This window comes from Streptomyces shaanxiensis, assembly GCF_039537145.1.
In the GTDB taxonomy this organism is placed as follows: Bacteria; Actinomycetota; Actinomycetes; order Streptomycetales; family Streptomycetaceae; genus Streptomyces; species Streptomyces shaanxiensis.
In genome coordinates this window covers 194,499-208,290 of the sequence record NZ_BAAAZY010000010.1, presented here as the reverse complement: position 1 = coordinate 208,290, position 13,792 = coordinate 194,499, and the positions used below count along the sequence as shown (strand labels likewise).

At 71.4% G+C, this 13,792-nt stretch carries 11 protein-coding genes; 7 read left to right on the top strand and 4 right to left on the bottom strand.

The annotated features are described in order from the left end of the window. Positions 1–27 precede the first annotated feature (27 nt). The 3 genes from ABD932_RS15010 to ABD932_RS15000 form a co-directional block, all read right to left on the bottom strand. Positions 28–2,469: an ATP-binding SpoIIE family protein phosphatase gene (locus ABD932_RS15010; protein ID WP_345012745.1), complete on the bottom strand. Its 2,442-nt coding sequence runs from the start codon at positions 2,467–2,469 to the stop codon at positions 28–30. 176 nt (positions 2,470–2,645) lie between these two features. After that, the gene (locus ABD932_RS15005; RefSeq protein WP_345012742.1) at positions 2,646–5,030 is read right to left on the bottom strand and encodes an MFS transporter; all 2,385 of its coding nucleotides are present in this window, start codon (positions 5,028–5,030) and stop codon (positions 2,646–2,648) included. Between the two features lie 146 nt (positions 5,031–5,176). After that, positions 5,177–5,620, bottom strand: a complete 444-nt coding sequence (locus ABD932_RS15000) for an SRPBCC family protein (protein WP_345012740.1) — start codon at positions 5,618–5,620, stop codon at positions 5,177–5,179. 192 nt (positions 5,621–5,812) lie between these two features. Here ABD932_RS15000 and ABD932_RS14995 point away from each other — a divergent pair, with 192 nt between their 5' ends. The 4 genes from ABD932_RS14995 (at position 5,813) to ABD932_RS14980 (ending at position 9,607) form a co-directional block, all read left to right on the top strand. Next, positions 5,813–6,850 carry an Rv2578c family radical SAM protein gene (locus ABD932_RS14995; RefSeq protein ID WP_345012738.1) on the top strand — a complete coding sequence of 346 codons (1,038 nt, stop codon included), beginning with the start codon at positions 5,813–5,815 and terminating at the stop codon, positions 6,848–6,850. Between the two features lie 135 nt (positions 6,851–6,985). Continuing rightward, entirely contained in the window at positions 6,986–8,563 is a 1,578-nt protein-coding gene (locus ABD932_RS14990) for an alpha/beta hydrolase (RefSeq protein WP_345012736.1), read from the top strand. A gap of 53 nt (positions 8,564–8,616) precedes the next feature. Then, the gene (locus tag ABD932_RS14985) at positions 8,617–9,033 is read left to right on the top strand and encodes a RidA family protein (RefSeq protein WP_345012734.1); all 417 of its coding nucleotides are present in this window, start codon (positions 8,617–8,619) and stop codon (positions 9,031–9,033) included. A gap of 40 nt (positions 9,034–9,073) precedes the next feature. Beyond that, positions 9,074–9,607, top strand: coding sequence for a GNAT family N-acetyltransferase (locus tag ABD932_RS14980; protein WP_345012732.1), 534 nt, complete (start codon positions 9,074–9,076; stop codon positions 9,605–9,607). Between the two features lie 4 nt (positions 9,608–9,611). On the opposite strand, the gene ABD932_RS14975 is transcribed toward ABD932_RS14980, so the two are convergent. Beyond that, entirely contained in the window at positions 9,612–10,187 is a 576-nt protein-coding gene (locus tag ABD932_RS14975) for an adenylosuccinate lyase (protein WP_345012730.1), read from the bottom strand. Between the two features lie 400 nt (positions 10,188–10,587). Here ABD932_RS14975 and ABD932_RS14970 point away from each other — a divergent pair, with 400 nt between their 5' ends. The 3 genes from ABD932_RS14970 (at position 10,588) to ABD932_RS14960 (ending at position 13,660) form a co-directional block, all read left to right on the top strand. Then, positions 10,588–12,393, top strand: coding sequence for a 3-hydroxyacyl-CoA dehydrogenase family protein (locus ABD932_RS14970; protein ID WP_345012728.1), 1,806 nt, complete (start codon positions 10,588–10,590; stop codon positions 12,391–12,393). A gap of 136 nt (positions 12,394–12,529) precedes the next feature. Beyond that, positions 12,530–13,342, top strand: coding sequence for a TetR family transcriptional regulator (locus ABD932_RS14965; protein ID WP_345012726.1), 813 nt, complete (start codon positions 12,530–12,532; stop codon positions 13,340–13,342). A gap of 99 nt (positions 13,343–13,441) precedes the next feature. Continuing rightward, positions 13,442–13,660, top strand: coding sequence for a hypothetical protein (locus tag ABD932_RS14960; RefSeq protein ID WP_126396297.1), 219 nt, complete (start codon positions 13,442–13,444; stop codon positions 13,658–13,660). Positions 13,661–13,792: the final 132 nt, after the last annotated feature.

Here is a 13,792-nt window from a genome sequence, read left to right as displayed (position 1 = left end):
GTCGTACCCCCTCGGGGGCACCAGGGATCAGCGTCGCGGGAGCGTGAGTTCGAACCGGACGGTCTTCCCGGCGCTCGTACGACTGGTGCCCCACTCGCGCGCGAGCGTGCTCACCACCCGCAGCCCACGCCCGGACTCGTCGCCGGGGCCGGCGTTCAGCAGGGTCGGCAGGTCGTGATCGTCGTCGTCCACCTCGCACAACAGCGTGTCACCGCGGATGAGGCGCAGTTCGACGGGACGGCTGTGGGAGTGCCGCACGGCGTTGGTGACGAGTTCGCTGACCATCAGCTCCACGCTGTCGGCCAGCTTCCCCAGGCCCCAGTCGCGGAGCTGTTCGCGGACGACAGCACGGGCCCGGGGCACCTCCACCGGGTCGAGGGAGAGCCGCCATTCGGCCACGTCCTCAGGTGCGATGCCGTTGAGACGGGACATCAGCAGGGCGACGTCGTCCTTGCGGCCGCCACGTGTGTTGAGGGCGCGGATGATGGTGTCGCAGGCGTCGTCCATGGACGCGGCCGGGTGGGCGGCGGACTCGCACAGCGTCGCGAGGCCGACACCGATGTCCTCGCCGCGCACCTCGACCAGGCCGTCGGTGCACATCACGATCCGGTCGCCGGGCTCCACGCGCACGCGTACCGCCTCGAAGGGCACTCCGCCGACGCCGATCGGCGCGCCCGTGGGCAGGTCGAGCAGCTCGCTGCGTCCGTCGTCGGCGCGGACCAGGACGGGCGGGATATGACCGGCGTTGGCGATGTGGAGTTCGCTCGCGATCGGATCGTAGACGGCGTAGAGGCAGGTCGCGAGGTAGGTGTCGCCGAGGCGCTGGGCGAGGTCGTCGAGGTTGCGCAGCAGCTGGGCGGGCGGCAGGTCGAGGGCGGCCATGGTCTGCACGGCCGTACGCAACTGGCCCATCATGGCGGCCGAGTTGAGGCCGTGCCCCATCACGTCGCCGACGACGAGGGCGGTGCGGGCACCGGGCAGTTTCACCGAGTCGAACCAGTCGCCGCCGACCCGCCCCAGCAACGTACCCGGCAGATAGCGGGTGGCGATGTCGCAGCCCGCCATGCGCGGCGGGATGTGCGGCAGCATGCTGTCCTGGAGGGTCTCGGCGACGGACTCCTGGTAGGTGTACATGCGGGCGTTGTCGAGCACGAGGCCCGCGCGGGCGGCGAGTTCGGCGCCGGTGACACGGTCCATGTCGTTGAAGACGGGCCGCTCCGGGTGGCGCAGCAGGATCATGAAGCCGAGCACCACATTGCGGGCCTTGAGCGGTACGACCAGCATGGAGCGGCCCGTGATGAGCGGCCGGATGTCGCGCTTCTCGAACTGCGAGGCGATGGCGTGGCCCATCTCCTCGCTGATGCGCGGCACGAGGACGGGCTCACCGCTGGTCATGCACTGGAAGAACGGCGTGTGCGCCGGGAAGGGCATGGCCTCGCCGACCGGCACGACGTCGTCCCAGCGGCCGGGTTCGTCGGTGTGCTCGACGGCGACCCGGTGCCACATGGTGGTCGTGTCCGGCACTCCGTCGGGGAACCCCTCACCGGCGACGACCTGTTCGCGCAGATAGGTGCCGGCGACGTCGGTGAAGCGTGGGACGACGGCCTTGCTGACCTCGATGATGGTCCGCGACAGGTCGAGGGAGGTGCCGATGCGGCCGCTGACCTCGTTGAGGAACTCCAGGCGTTCGCGTACGGCGGCGTACTCGAGGTCCTCGCCGTCGTCGGCGTACTCCTGAGGTAACGGCAGGCCCTCGGCGGCGGCCCGGGCGGCGCGCTCGCGGCGGGCCTTGCGCTCCACGCGCCGGGGCACGCCCCAGTCGGGGGTGACGGGCACCCGGTCGTTCTGGCTGAACTCCAGGACGGGATAGCCCAGTTCGAGGATCTGGCCGACGATGCGGGCACCCTCCTGCACGCTCATGCTGGGCAGGATCTCGGGGAGGCCGCGGGCGAGTTCCTCGGCGCCGGGGAAGTCGGTGTGCAGGGCGAAGCCGGGTGCGACGCGGTCGAAGCCGGGGTCCTCGCCGTCGTCGTCATCGTCCTGCTGGAGCCGGCCCACGTCGGCGCCGAGCACGAGGAGCCGCTCCGGTCCGGGGCCCACCAGCGGGTACGCCCACCACAGCACGTCGACCCGGTCTCGCTCGGGCACGGTGAGGCGGGCGCGGCCCGCCGCCGGGTAGAACAGCCGCCCGTCGAGGGACGATTCGAGGTCGTGGCCGAGTCCGTCGTACGCCGCGTAGGCCCCGTACGGCGAGATGTCCTCGTCCTCGGGCAGTGCTCCGGAGACGGGCAGCAGGTCGACGGCCGGGCGTCCGATCGCCTCGTCCTTGGCGGCGCCGAACAGACGGCGTGCGCCGGAGCTCCAGTGGGAGACGAGGCCCTCGCGGTCCACCACGACCACGGCCAGCGGGATGCGGCCGGCCGCGGCGTGCTCGGTCACCGCGCCGTCCCTCTCGGTGCCACGGTCCATGGCCCAGGCCCTCTCTCCCCACGGCTCCGCAAGATCTGCCGCCTACTCCACCGTACGGCTCCGGGTGAAGGCGATGTGCGGCAATACGGGAATTGGTGAGCCGGGAGCGCACGGGCCCGTGCGGATGCCGTACGCGCCGTGTCCTCGCAGGACAGCCGCGCGTACCGGTCCCCTGTTCAGTCCTCGTACCCGAGCTGAAGGTCGCGTTCCGTTCGGCCTCCTCCGGCGACCTGGAGCACGGTGGCGACCGGCGGGTAACCGGTGGCGATGACGGTGTACTCGCCGGTGGCGAGGTCGACGAACCGGAAGGTGCCGTCAGGGCCGGTGGTGAGCGTGTCCATGACGTTGCCGACCGCGTCGAGCAGGGTCACGCGCGCGTCCTCGACGGGCCGCCCGCCGCCCGCCCGCACGGTGCCGCGCAGGAGGGCGCCGCCGGCGAGTTCGATGTCCTGGCGGGTATCGCGGGCCGCCTTCACGGTGGCGGGGACGGCGGCCGGGCGGAAGGCGGGCGAGCTCGCGGCGAGGGTGTACTCGCCGGCGACCAACTCGGTGATGACGTAGCCGCCTTCGCGGGCACTGCGGGTGGTGGCGACGACCTCGCCGTGGACGTTGGTGAGGGTGACGGTGGCGTCCACGGGGGTGCCGTCCGGGGTGAGCACCCGCCCGGCGAGGCGTCCGGCGCCGCCGAGGACGATGTCCAGGTCCACCGGGCGCTCGCCGACGGTCACGGACACGGCCTGCGGTTGGTGGCCGCCCGCCGCGGCGATCAGCACGTATGCCCCGGGTCCCGGCGTCGCCAGCGTGTACCGCCCGTCGTCGCCGCTCGTGCCCCGCCCGATCTGCTGCCCGGCGACGTCGATGAGCGTGAGCGCCGCGCGCGGCACGAAGGTGCCGTCGGGGTGCTGCACCGAGCCTCGGACGGGAACCGCGGTGGCGTGCGGCGAACGGGACGGCGGGATCGGGGCGTTCACCGGCGCCGGGTCCGTCTCCAGGGCCGGGACGTCATGGGACAACAAGGGCTTCTCCTTGAGGAAAAGGGCGATCAGCAGGCCGAGGACGAGCACCGGCACCAGGTAGAGGAAGATGCGCGGCATGGCCTCGGCGTAGGCCCGGATGTAGCCGTCGCGCAGGTCCGGCGGCAGGGCGTGGACGAGCTGCGGGGTGATGGACTCGGGGTCGGGCAGCTCGGCCCCCGCGCGCGTGGGCAGGTGTACGGCCAGGGCGTCGGCGAGTCGGTCGGCGAAGAGGGTGCCGAAGATCGCGGCGCCGACGCTGCCGCCGATCTGCCGGAAGTAGTTGTTGGCGCTGGTGGCGGTGCCGAGGTCGGCGGGGCGCACGGAGTTCTGCACGGCGAGGATCAGGACCGGCATCACCATGCCGATTCCGGCGCCGAGAACGGCCATCCAGATGCTGTAGTGCAGCCGGGGCGTGTCGGCGTCGAGGCGGGACAGGAGCCACATGCCGGCGACCGAGAGGGCGCTGCCGAGCACGGGGTGGAGCTTGTAGCGGCCGGTGCGGCTGATGAGCTGGCCGGAGATGATCGACGCGCCGACGATGCCGCCCATCATCGGCAGCATGAGCAGGCCCGACTCGGTGGCCGTGGCCCCGTCGACCATCTGCAGGAAGGTCGGCAGATAGCTGGCCGCGCCGAACAGGGCGACGCCGATCACGAGGCCGACCAGTCCGGTGACGTTGAAGACGGAGTCCCTGAACAGCCGCAGCGGGATGAGGGGTTCGACGGCGAAGTGCTCGACGACGAGGAAGAGGACGGTGGCGACGACCGCTCCCGCGCCGAGGCCGAGGACGATCCGGGAGTCCCAGGCGTACTCGGTGCCGCCCCAACTGGTCAGCAGGACCAGACAGGTCGAGGCGGCGGCGAGCAGCAGGGAGCCGAGGATGTCGAGCCGGCGCCTGCCCCGCGGCTTCGGCAGTTTCAGTACGACGGCGACGACGGCCAGCGTGACGAGGCCGAAGGGGACGTTGATGTAGAAGCACCACCGCCAGGACAGGTGGTCCGTGAAGTAGCCGCCCAGCAGGGGCCCGGCGACCGAGGCGAGACCGAACGCGGCGCCGATCAGGCCCATGAAGCGCCCGCGCTCCCGGGCCGGCACGATGTCGGCGATGATCGCCTGGACGCCGATCATGAGGCCGCCCGCGCCCACGCCCTGGACGGCACGGTAGGCGATCAGCTGGTCCATGGTCTCGGCCCGTCCGGCGAGCGCGGAGCCGATGACGAAGACGACGATCGCGAACTGGAAGACGCCCTTGCGGCCGAGGAGATCGCCGAGCTTGCCGTAGATCGGCAGGCCGATGGTGGCGGTGAGCAGGTAGGCGGTGATCGCCCAGGACATCCTGTCCAGGCCGTGCAGCTCGCCGACGATCTTCGGCAGCGCGGTGGCGACGATCATCTGCTCCAGCGCGGCCAGCAGCAGCGCGAGCATCAGCGCGAAGAAGACCAACCGCACCCGGCGCGGGCTCAGTCGGTTCTCGGCGCCCTGGGGCGGAGCCTGCGGAGGAGGTGCGGTGACGGTTTCGTCCTGCACCAGAGTCGTGCCGCCCACGTACCGTTCCCCTCGCCGTACCTGCTCACATTTCCCGCATTAGGCGACAACTACGAGCAAGCACGGCGAGTTACGGCGCCGTCCCGGACACGACACAGTTCCACTCGATCCGGTGAGGAGGCCAAGGGCCCCCGGTCACCGGGGACTTACTTCTCGACCTCGGCGGCCAGCTTGTCGAGCACCGAGTCGTAGATCCGGCCGAGCCCCTTGGGCGCGAAGGTCTTCTCGAAGAAGCCGCCGATGCCGCCGGCGCCCTGCCAGGTGGTGGTGACGACAACCCGGGACTTGCCCTCGCCGGCCGGGGTGACCCGCCAGGTGGTGACCATGGAGGAGTTGCGGTCCTTCTCGACGAGCTCGCCGTCGGTGGGCTCGCTGACCTCCAGGAGGCAGTCCCGGACGCGCTTGCTGGTGGCCTGGAGCCTCCAGTGGACGAGGGTGCCCTCGCCGTCGCCACCCTCGCGCACCTCGTACTCGCTGAAGTGCTCGGGCAGCAGATTCTGCCGGGTACCGCTGTAGTCGGCGAGGGCGTCGAACACCTTCTCCGCGTCCGCCGCGACGACCCGCTCCGTAGTGGCCTCGACCTGCGCCATTGACTTCCTCCAGGACCTGATTTCTCGGGGGTTGGAGCAAGCCAACCACCCCGCTCCCGGACCACCCAAATCGGGGTCCCGATCAGCTTCCCGAAGCGGTCGCACAGTGATCGAAAACGGAACGGGGATTTAGGTCGCACGATCAAGGGAACATGTGTTCTATTCTGGGGGCAGTGCTACCGAGGAGGCACCATGCGCTGGGAGAACCTCACCCTGGAGTCCGATCACAGCCGGGCCGACACCGCGCTGTTCGGCGCGGACGCCGTCGTCACCCGCACCTTCGACACGCCCGAGTTCGCCGGGATCACGTTCCACGAGATCCGGGCCCGCTCGATCATCAACCGGGTGCCGGGCGCCTCGCGCATGCCCTTCGAGTGGACGGTCAACCCCTATCGGGGCTGCTCGCACGCGTGCGTGTACTGCTTCGCCCGCAAGACCCACAGCTATCTGGACCTCGACACGGGCCTGGGCTTCGACTCTCAGATCGTCGTCAAGGTGAACGCCCCGGAGCTGCTGCGCCGCCAGCTCTCCTCACGCCGCTGGCTGGGCGATCACATAGCGATGGGCACGAACGTCGACTGCTACCAGCGCGCCGAGGGCCGCTACCGCCTGATGCCGGGCATCCTCGCCGCCCTGCGCGATCACGCCAACCCCTACTCGATCCTGACCAAGGGCACGCTGATCCTGCGCGACCTCGACCTGCTGAAGCAGTCCTCCGAGGTGACGGACGTCGGCATCTCGGTCTCGGTCGGCTTCGTCGACCCCGAGCTGTGGCGCACCGTGGAGCCGGGCACACCCGCCCCCGAGCGGCGCCTGGACGTCGTACGCACGCTCACCGAGCACGGCCTCGGGTGCGGGGTGCTGATGGCGCCGGTGATCCCCTTCCTGAGCGACCATCCGGCCCAACTGCGGGCCACCGTGCGGGCGATCGCCGCCTCCGGGGCCACCTCCGTCACGCCGCTGGTGCTGCATCTGCGGCCCGGGGCCCGCGAGTGGTTCATGGCCTGGCTCGGCAGCCACCACCCGCATCTGGTGCGCCGCTACGAGCGGCTGTACGCGGACGGCGCCTACGCGCCGAAGTGGTACCAGCGCCGGATCACCCGTCAGGTGCACGACCTGGCACAGGAGTACGGCATCGGCCCCACGCGCGCGGGAATGACCCGGCGGATCAGCGAGCCCGCGCCGACCGAGCCCGCGATGACCGAACCGACCCAACTTACGCTTATTTGAGCGCATTGGAGCGCATCCCTCGACGCAATCGGGTCAAGTCTTGCCCGATCGAGTTCTTCCGGGCGTCCACGCCGGGACGATGCGGCCGGGACCGTGACACTCGCGGTCCGCGACCCTCCGTCCTGGGAGGACTTCATGCGAAAACGCGCAGCCGTGCTGTGCGGGGCCGCCGCCCTCGTGGCCGGGACCGTGACGGCCGTCCCCGCCGAGGCGCGCACCCCGCACACCACGGGAACCGCTCACGCCGCACCCCTCAGCTGGAAGAACTGCGGCACCAAGAACTATCCGACACTGCAGTGCGCATCCCTCGAGGTGCCGCTCGACCACGCACGCCCGCAGGGCCGGCAGATCACGCTCGCGCTGTCCCGCGTCCCGCACACCGCGAAGAAGTACCAGGGCCCGCTGCTGGTCAACCCCGGCGGCCCCGGCGGCAGCGGTCTCGCCCTCGCCGGGTTCGTCGCCTCGGGGCTGCCCAAGGCGGTGGCGGCACAGTACGACGTCATCGGCTTCGACCCGCGCGGCGTCGGCAGGAGCACACCCGCCCTCGACTGCAGACCCGGCCACTTCGACGCGGTACGCCCGGACTCCGTGCCGCGCACACCGCGGATCGAGCGGGCCAACCTCCAGCGCGCCGAGGCATTCGCCCGGGCCTGCGGCCAGAAGTACGCGGACGTGCTGCCGTACCTCGACACGGTCAGCGCCGCGCGCGACATGGACAGGATCCGCGCGGCACTCGGCGCGAAGCGGATCAACTACTTCGGCTACTCGTACGGCACCTACCTCGGCGCGGTCTACGCCAAGCTCTTCCCCCTGCGGGTGCGGCGCGCGGCCCTGGACTCGGTCGTCGACCCGACCGGCGTCTGGTACGAGGCCAACATCGCGCAGGACCACGCCTTCAACGACCGCCACCGCGCGTTCCTGGCGTGGGTCGCCAAGTACGACGCCACCTACAAGCTCGGGACCGACCCCTCGAAGATCGAGGCCAAGTGGTACGCGATGCGGGCGGCCCTGGCCAGGAAGCCGGCCGAGGGCAAGGTGGGCGCCTCCGAGCTGGAGGACACCTTCATCCCCGGCGGCTACTACAACGGCTACTGGCCCCACCTCGCCGAGGCGTTCGCTGCGTATGTGAACGACAAGAACGCCGACCCGCTGGTCGAGGTCTACGAGAGGTTCGGCGCCGCGGACGCGTCCGACGACAACAGCTACAGCATCTACGCCGCGGTGCAGTGCCGCGACGCCGCCTGGTCGCGCGACTGGTTGCGGTGGCGGGCGGACAACTGGGCCGCGTACGCGAAATCGCCGTTCATGACCTGGAGCAACGCCTGGTACAACGCGCCGTGCGCGTTCTGGCCGACGACCTCGCTCCCGAAGGTGGACGTCGACAACCGCAGGCTGCCGCCGATGCTGCTGTTCCAGGCGACCGACGACGCGGCCACCCCCTACCAGGGCGGCGTCACGCTGCACCGGAAGCTTGCCCGGTCCAGCCTGGTGGTCGAGCAGGGCGGCGGCAACCACGCCATCACGCTGGTCGGGAACACCTGCCTGGACAAGCACCTCGCGGCCTACCTGACCGATGGCACGGTGCCGCGCGGCACGGGCGAGGTCGACGCGGTGTGCGAGGCGCGGCCCGATCCGAAGCCGCTGAGCTCCAAGGTCACGTCGGCGTCGTCGCGGGGCGAGGAGCTGCACGAGCTGGTCGGCTTCCGCCACTGAGTGCCTGACGGTCCGTCGGGGGCGTTGTCAGACCCATGGTCCACCATGGACGCATGAGTGAGCTGACCCGGATTTCCGCCCCCGACGGCGTCGCCCCCGCCGCCCAGTACACGCATGTCGTGCTCGGCACGGGCCGTTTCGTCGCCGTCTCCGGCCAGCTCGCCCTGGACGAGGACGGCAGGCTCGTCGGCGAGGCTGATCCGGCGGCCCAGGCACGCCAGGTCTTCGAGAACCTGAGACGCTGCCTGGCCGCGGCCGGGGCGACCTTCGACGACGTCGTCAAACTCACCTACTTCGTCACGGACATGGCGCACATGCCCGCAGTCCGCGCGGCCCGCGCCGAGCACATACCCGACGACCGGCTGCCGGCCGCGTCGGCGGTGCAGGTCGCCGGGCTGGTGCGACCGGAGTTCCTGATGGAGGTCGAGGCGTTCGCCGTGGTGCCGAGTGAGCCGGGGTCGCCGAGTTAATGGCAGGCCGACGGCGGCGACCGATGTCTAGGGTGCCGCCATGGACGACGACCGCATCAGCATCCGCCCCATGACCCTGGCCGACTGCGACCGCGTCGCCGAGATCCGCGTCGGCGGCTGGCAGAGCGCCTACCAGGGCCTGATCCCGCAGTCGTACCTGGACGCCATGGACGTGGCACAGGAGGCCGACCGCCGCCGCGCCCATTTCTCTCAGGCCGACGGCAGTGTGGTGAACCTGGTCGCCGAGACGGCCGGTGACGTCGTCGGCTGGGCCTGCCACGGCCCTTACCGCGACGGCGAAGTGCGCACCGAGGACGCCGAGTTGTACGCCATCTACGTGGACCCCGGTCGGTACGGCGCCGGCGTGGGCCACGCCCTGCTGCAGGAGTCGCTGCGCCGCTGCACGTCCGCCGGGCACGCCCGCATGCTCCTGTGGGTCCTCAAGGACAACGCCCGCGCCCGCGGCTTCTACGAGCGCGCGGGCTTCCTTCCGGACGGCACCGAGGAACCTTTCGAGGTGGTCGGGGTCGGGGTGCCCGAGGTGCGGTACGCGCGCGAGCTGCCCGTCGCCTGACGGCTCACCGCTGGCTCGGGATCCGCGCCAGCGCCTGTACGGCCGCCTCCGCGAGGGTCGGATGGGCCAGCGCCTCGTTCAGGACACGTCTGGCCCGGGTGTCACCCAGTGTGCCGAGGCCTTCGACGCAGGCGAGGGCCACCCGGCGGTAGGGGTCGTGCGGGCGCAGCCTGCGCTCCAGGGTGGTGATCAGGGCGGGCACGGCCTCGGGGGCGCGCAGCTCGACGAGGAGCTGCACCGGGTGCAGGGCATAGGCGACGCGGAGTTCGTTGGTGGCGAGGGCGGCGGCCGCGCGGGCCGTGCGCGGGTCCCCGAGGCGGGCGAGGGCATGGGCGGCGGAGGCACAGCGCTGCGGGTCACGGTGGTTCAGGAGCAGGACGAGGGACTCGAAGGCGCGGCGGTCCCCGGCGAGGCCCAGCCGGAACGCGGCCAGCTCCCTGGCCCACAGCGGCTGTCCGGGCGCGGTGAGCAGGCCGGCCAGTTCGTCCGGGTCCTCGATCGCGACGAGGCGGTCGTACGCCGCCGGCGCCCCGGACTCCTGCCGTAAGCGCTCCGTGAGCGATCGCAACTCTTCGTCCATGAAGGCGAGCCTAGAGCGGTCCGTCGGCGATCGGGACCTACATCACAAACTCGAGGACTAGCGCGCTCGTTACCCACTGGTTAAGCTCATACGAGCGAGTTACCCACTCGCGAACTCCTTGCGGCGGCCTGGTGACGCAGTTGCCGCGAGAAGCAGTCGGTTCGGTACATCGAGTACCGCAGTACGACTCGGCCACGGGACAGGGCCGGTCGGTCATCACCGCTCCTCGGACGTGTGCACGTCCGCAGCGACGGCACCGGGCGTGTGCGCTTGCAGCCCGGCAACACCCGCATTTCTTCCGCACCCGGTGCGCTCATGGTTCGGCTTCGACTCCGGTCGGGCCCCCTTCGGCGCACCCGGGCGCATTTCCAGTCGTCACCCTCATTCCTGGAGTCCCGCGATGGCCGCTCCCCTGTCCGACACCCCTCTGTCCCCGCTCCAGACCGTTGCCGTCGTCGGCCTCGGCACCATGGGCACCGGTATCACCGAGGTCCTGGCCAAGGCCGGCCGCGAGGTCATCGGCATCGACATCAGCGAGGCCGCGGCCGCCCGGTCCGTCGCCGTCCTGGAGGCCTCGACCGCCCGCGCCGTGGAGCGCGGCCGGCTGACCGAGGAGGAGCGCGCGGAGGCCCTCGCCCGCGTCCGCACCTCCACCGACCTGCGGGCCGCGGCCGACGCGGACCTGGTCATCGAGGTGGCGCCGGAGTCGTACGAGATCAAGCACCAGATCTTCCGCGAGCTGGACGGGATCGTGCGCCCCGAGACGATCCTGGCGACCGGCACCAACGCCCTGTCGGTCACGCGGCTGGCCGCCGACTCGGCCCGCCCCGAGCGCGTGCTGGGCCTGCACTTCTTCAACCCGGCGCCGGCGATGCGGCTGGTCGAGGTCGTCTCCTCGGTGCTGACCGCGCCCCAGGCCGTCGCCGCGGTCACGGACCTCGCCCTCGCGCTGGGCAAGGAGCCCGTCGCGGTCGGCGACCGGCCCGGGTTCGTCGCCGACGGGCTGCTGTTCGGCTACCTCAACCAGGCGGCCGCGATGTACGAGGCGAAGTACGCCTCCCGCGAGGACATCGACGCCGCGATGCGGCTGGGCTGCGGTCTCCCGATGGGCCCGCTGGCCCTGCTGGACCTGATCGGCATCGACACCGCGCGCACCGTCCTGGAGGCCATGTACGCGGAGTCCCGCGACCGGCTGCACGCCCCCGCCCCGATCCTCAAGCAGCTCAGCGAGGCGGGCCTGACGGGCCGTAAGTCGGGCCGTGGCTTCTACACGTACGAGGCTCCCGGCAGCGCCACCGTCGTGCGGGACGCGCTGACGCCGCTGGAGGGCGCGACCCTCACGCCGGGCCGCGAGGTCCGCTCGGTCGGTGTCGCGGGCTCGGGCACCATGGCGTCCGGCATCGCGGAGGTCTTCGCCAAGGCCGGGTACGAGGTCGTGCTCGCCGCCCGCAGCGAGGAGAAGGCGCAGGCCGCGAAGGCCCGTATCGGCAAGTCTCTTTCCCGCTCTGTCGACAAGGGCCGGATGACCGCCGAGGCCGCCGCGCAGACCCTGGACCTGATCACGGCGGCGGGTTCGTACGACGCGTTCGCCGACGTCGACCTGGCCGTCGAGGCGGTCGCCGAGGACCTGGAGATCAAGCGGCAGCTGTTCGCGACGCTGGACAAGGTCTGCAAGCCGGGTGCGGTGCTGGCCACCACCACCTCCTCGCTTCCGGTCGTCGCCTGTGCCCGTGCCACCTCGCGTCCGCAGGACGTGATCGGCATGCACTTCTTCAACCCGGCGCCGGCGATGAAGCTGGTCGAGGTCGTCCGTACGGTGCTGACCGGCGACGACGTGCACGCGACGGTCCGCGAGGTCTGCGGCAGGATCAGGAAGCACGCCGTGGACTGCGGTGACCGTGCCGGATTCATCGTCAACGCGCTGCTGTTCCCGTACCTGAACAACGCGATCAAGATGGTGCAGGAGCACTACGCGTCGCTCGACGACATCGACGCGGCGATGAAGCTGGGCGGCGGCTACCCGATGGGACCGTTCGAACTGCTGGACGTCGTCGGGCTCGATGTCTCCCTCGCGATCGAGAAGGTCCTGCACCGCGAGTTCCGCGACCCGGGCCTGGCTCCGGCGCCGCTCCTGGAGCACCTGGTGGCCGCGGGCTGCCTCGGCCGCAAGACGGGCCGCGGCTTCCGCGAATATGCCCGGCGCTGACGGCGTCGGCGACTGGTTCAGAGGCGACCGGGACTGGGGCGGACTGCTCGACCCGGCCGGAGGGCCCCCGCCCGCCCAGGGCGGGGGAACCCCCGTGCATGCGCATCAAGCTGCGGACATGCAGTACGTTCGGGTCATGTCCCAGCCCGCCAAGTCCTCACGTACACCAGCTACGCCCGACACGCCGGAAAGTGCCGCAGGCAGTCGCGCGGCGGCCCAGCGGCTCAAGATGCGCCGCGAACTGGCGGCCGCGGCGATGGAGCTGTTCGCGACCAAGGGGTACGAGGCGACCACCGTCGACGAGATCGCGGCCGCGGCCGGGGTCGCCCGCCGCACGTTCTTCCGCCACTTCCGCTCCAAGGAAGAGGCGATCTTCCCGGACCACGACGACACGCTGATCCGGGCGGAGGCGGTGCTCAACGCGGCCCCCGCGCACGAGCACCCGCTCGACACCGTGTGCCGTGGCATCAAGGAAGTCATGAAGATGTACGCGGCCCGGCCGGAGATCTCGGTCGCCCGCTACAAGCTCACGCGCGAGGTGCCCACCCTGCGTGAGGCGGAGATCGCGTCGGTGGCTCGCTACGAGCGCCTCTTCACCCGCTATCTCCTCGGCCACTTCGACGAGCACGCGCACGACGACGACGCCAACGACGACCCGCTGCTGGCCGAGGTCGCCGCGTCCGCGGTGGTCACCGCGCACAACCACGTCCTGCGGCGCTGGCTGCGCGCGGGCGGCCAGGGCGACGTGGAGACGCAGCTCGACCATGCCTTCGCGATCGTACGGAGGACGTTCGGGACGGGCATCGGGGCCGGGCGGGACACCGCACCGCGTACGACGCCGGCCTCCGTGGCCACGCAGGGGGAGGTGCTGGTGACGGTGGCCAGGACCGACGCGCCGCTCGACGAGGTCATGCGGACGATCGAACAGGCCCTGAAGGAGCGGGCCTAGGACGTCATCGCGGGTCTGCCGGCGGGAACCATCGCGTCGGCCCATCCGTCCTCCATGTCGAAGGTGGATCTTCACGGTGTGCGACGGAAGCGAGTTGCCATGCAGGCGAACGACCCGACCAAGCTCGAAGCCACGCTGGCCGACGGGCGGCGCATGACGCTGTCCCTCCCCGCGACGGACGCCAAGTGGGCCGCCGACGGTATACGCGGGCTGCGCGCCGTCCCGCCCACGCACACGGGCCGCGGCGAGGAGCCTCCGGCGCTGCCCGAAGAGCCCGCGCTGCCGCTGCAGGTGGCTCTGCTGGGGCTGGGGGTCTGAGCGGGCGTCGCCTCCGGGGGGAGTGGGAGCGGCCGGCCGGCGGCTGCGGCCCCGTTGTGGCTGGTCGTGCGGACCTAGCCCTACGCCGAACCGTCCGGCCCGGCGCGAACCTCGCCGCCGGCCCCAGGCCCG

What these genes read in the sequence shown, in the direction of transcription:
- ABD932_RS15010 (WP_345012745.1), bottom strand. Translation starts at nt 2,469, where the DNA reads ATGGACCGTGGCACCGAGAGGGACGGCGCGGTGACCGAGCACGCCGCG.
- ABD932_RS15000 (WP_345012740.1), bottom strand. Translation starts at nt 5,620, where the DNA reads ATGGCGCAGGTCGAGGCCACTACGGAGCGGGTCGTCGCGGCGGACGCG.
- ABD932_RS14995 (WP_345012738.1), top strand. Translation starts at nt 5,813, where the DNA reads ATGCGCTGGGAGAACCTCACCCTGGAGTCCGATCACAGCCGGGCCGAC.
- ABD932_RS14990 (WP_345012736.1), top strand. Translation starts at nt 6,986, where the DNA reads ATGCGAAAACGCGCAGCCGTGCTGTGCGGGGCCGCCGCCCTCGTGGCC.
- ABD932_RS14985 (WP_345012734.1), top strand. Translation starts at nt 8,617, where the DNA reads ATGAGTGAGCTGACCCGGATTTCCGCCCCCGACGGCGTCGCCCCCGCC.
- ABD932_RS14980 (WP_345012732.1), top strand. Translation starts at nt 9,074, where the DNA reads ATGGACGACGACCGCATCAGCATCCGCCCCATGACCCTGGCCGACTGC.
- ABD932_RS14975 (WP_345012730.1), bottom strand. Translation starts at nt 10,187, where the DNA reads ATGGACGAAGAGTTGCGATCGCTCACGGAGCGCTTACGGCAGGAGTCC.
- ABD932_RS14970 (WP_345012728.1), top strand. Translation starts at nt 10,588, where the DNA reads ATGGCCGCTCCCCTGTCCGACACCCCTCTGTCCCCGCTCCAGACCGTT.
- ABD932_RS14965 (WP_345012726.1), top strand. Translation starts at nt 12,530, where the DNA reads ATGTCCCAGCCCGCCAAGTCCTCACGTACACCAGCTACGCCCGACACG.
- ABD932_RS14960 (WP_126396297.1), top strand. Translation starts at nt 13,442, where the DNA reads ATGCAGGCGAACGACCCGACCAAGCTCGAAGCCACGCTGGCCGACGGG.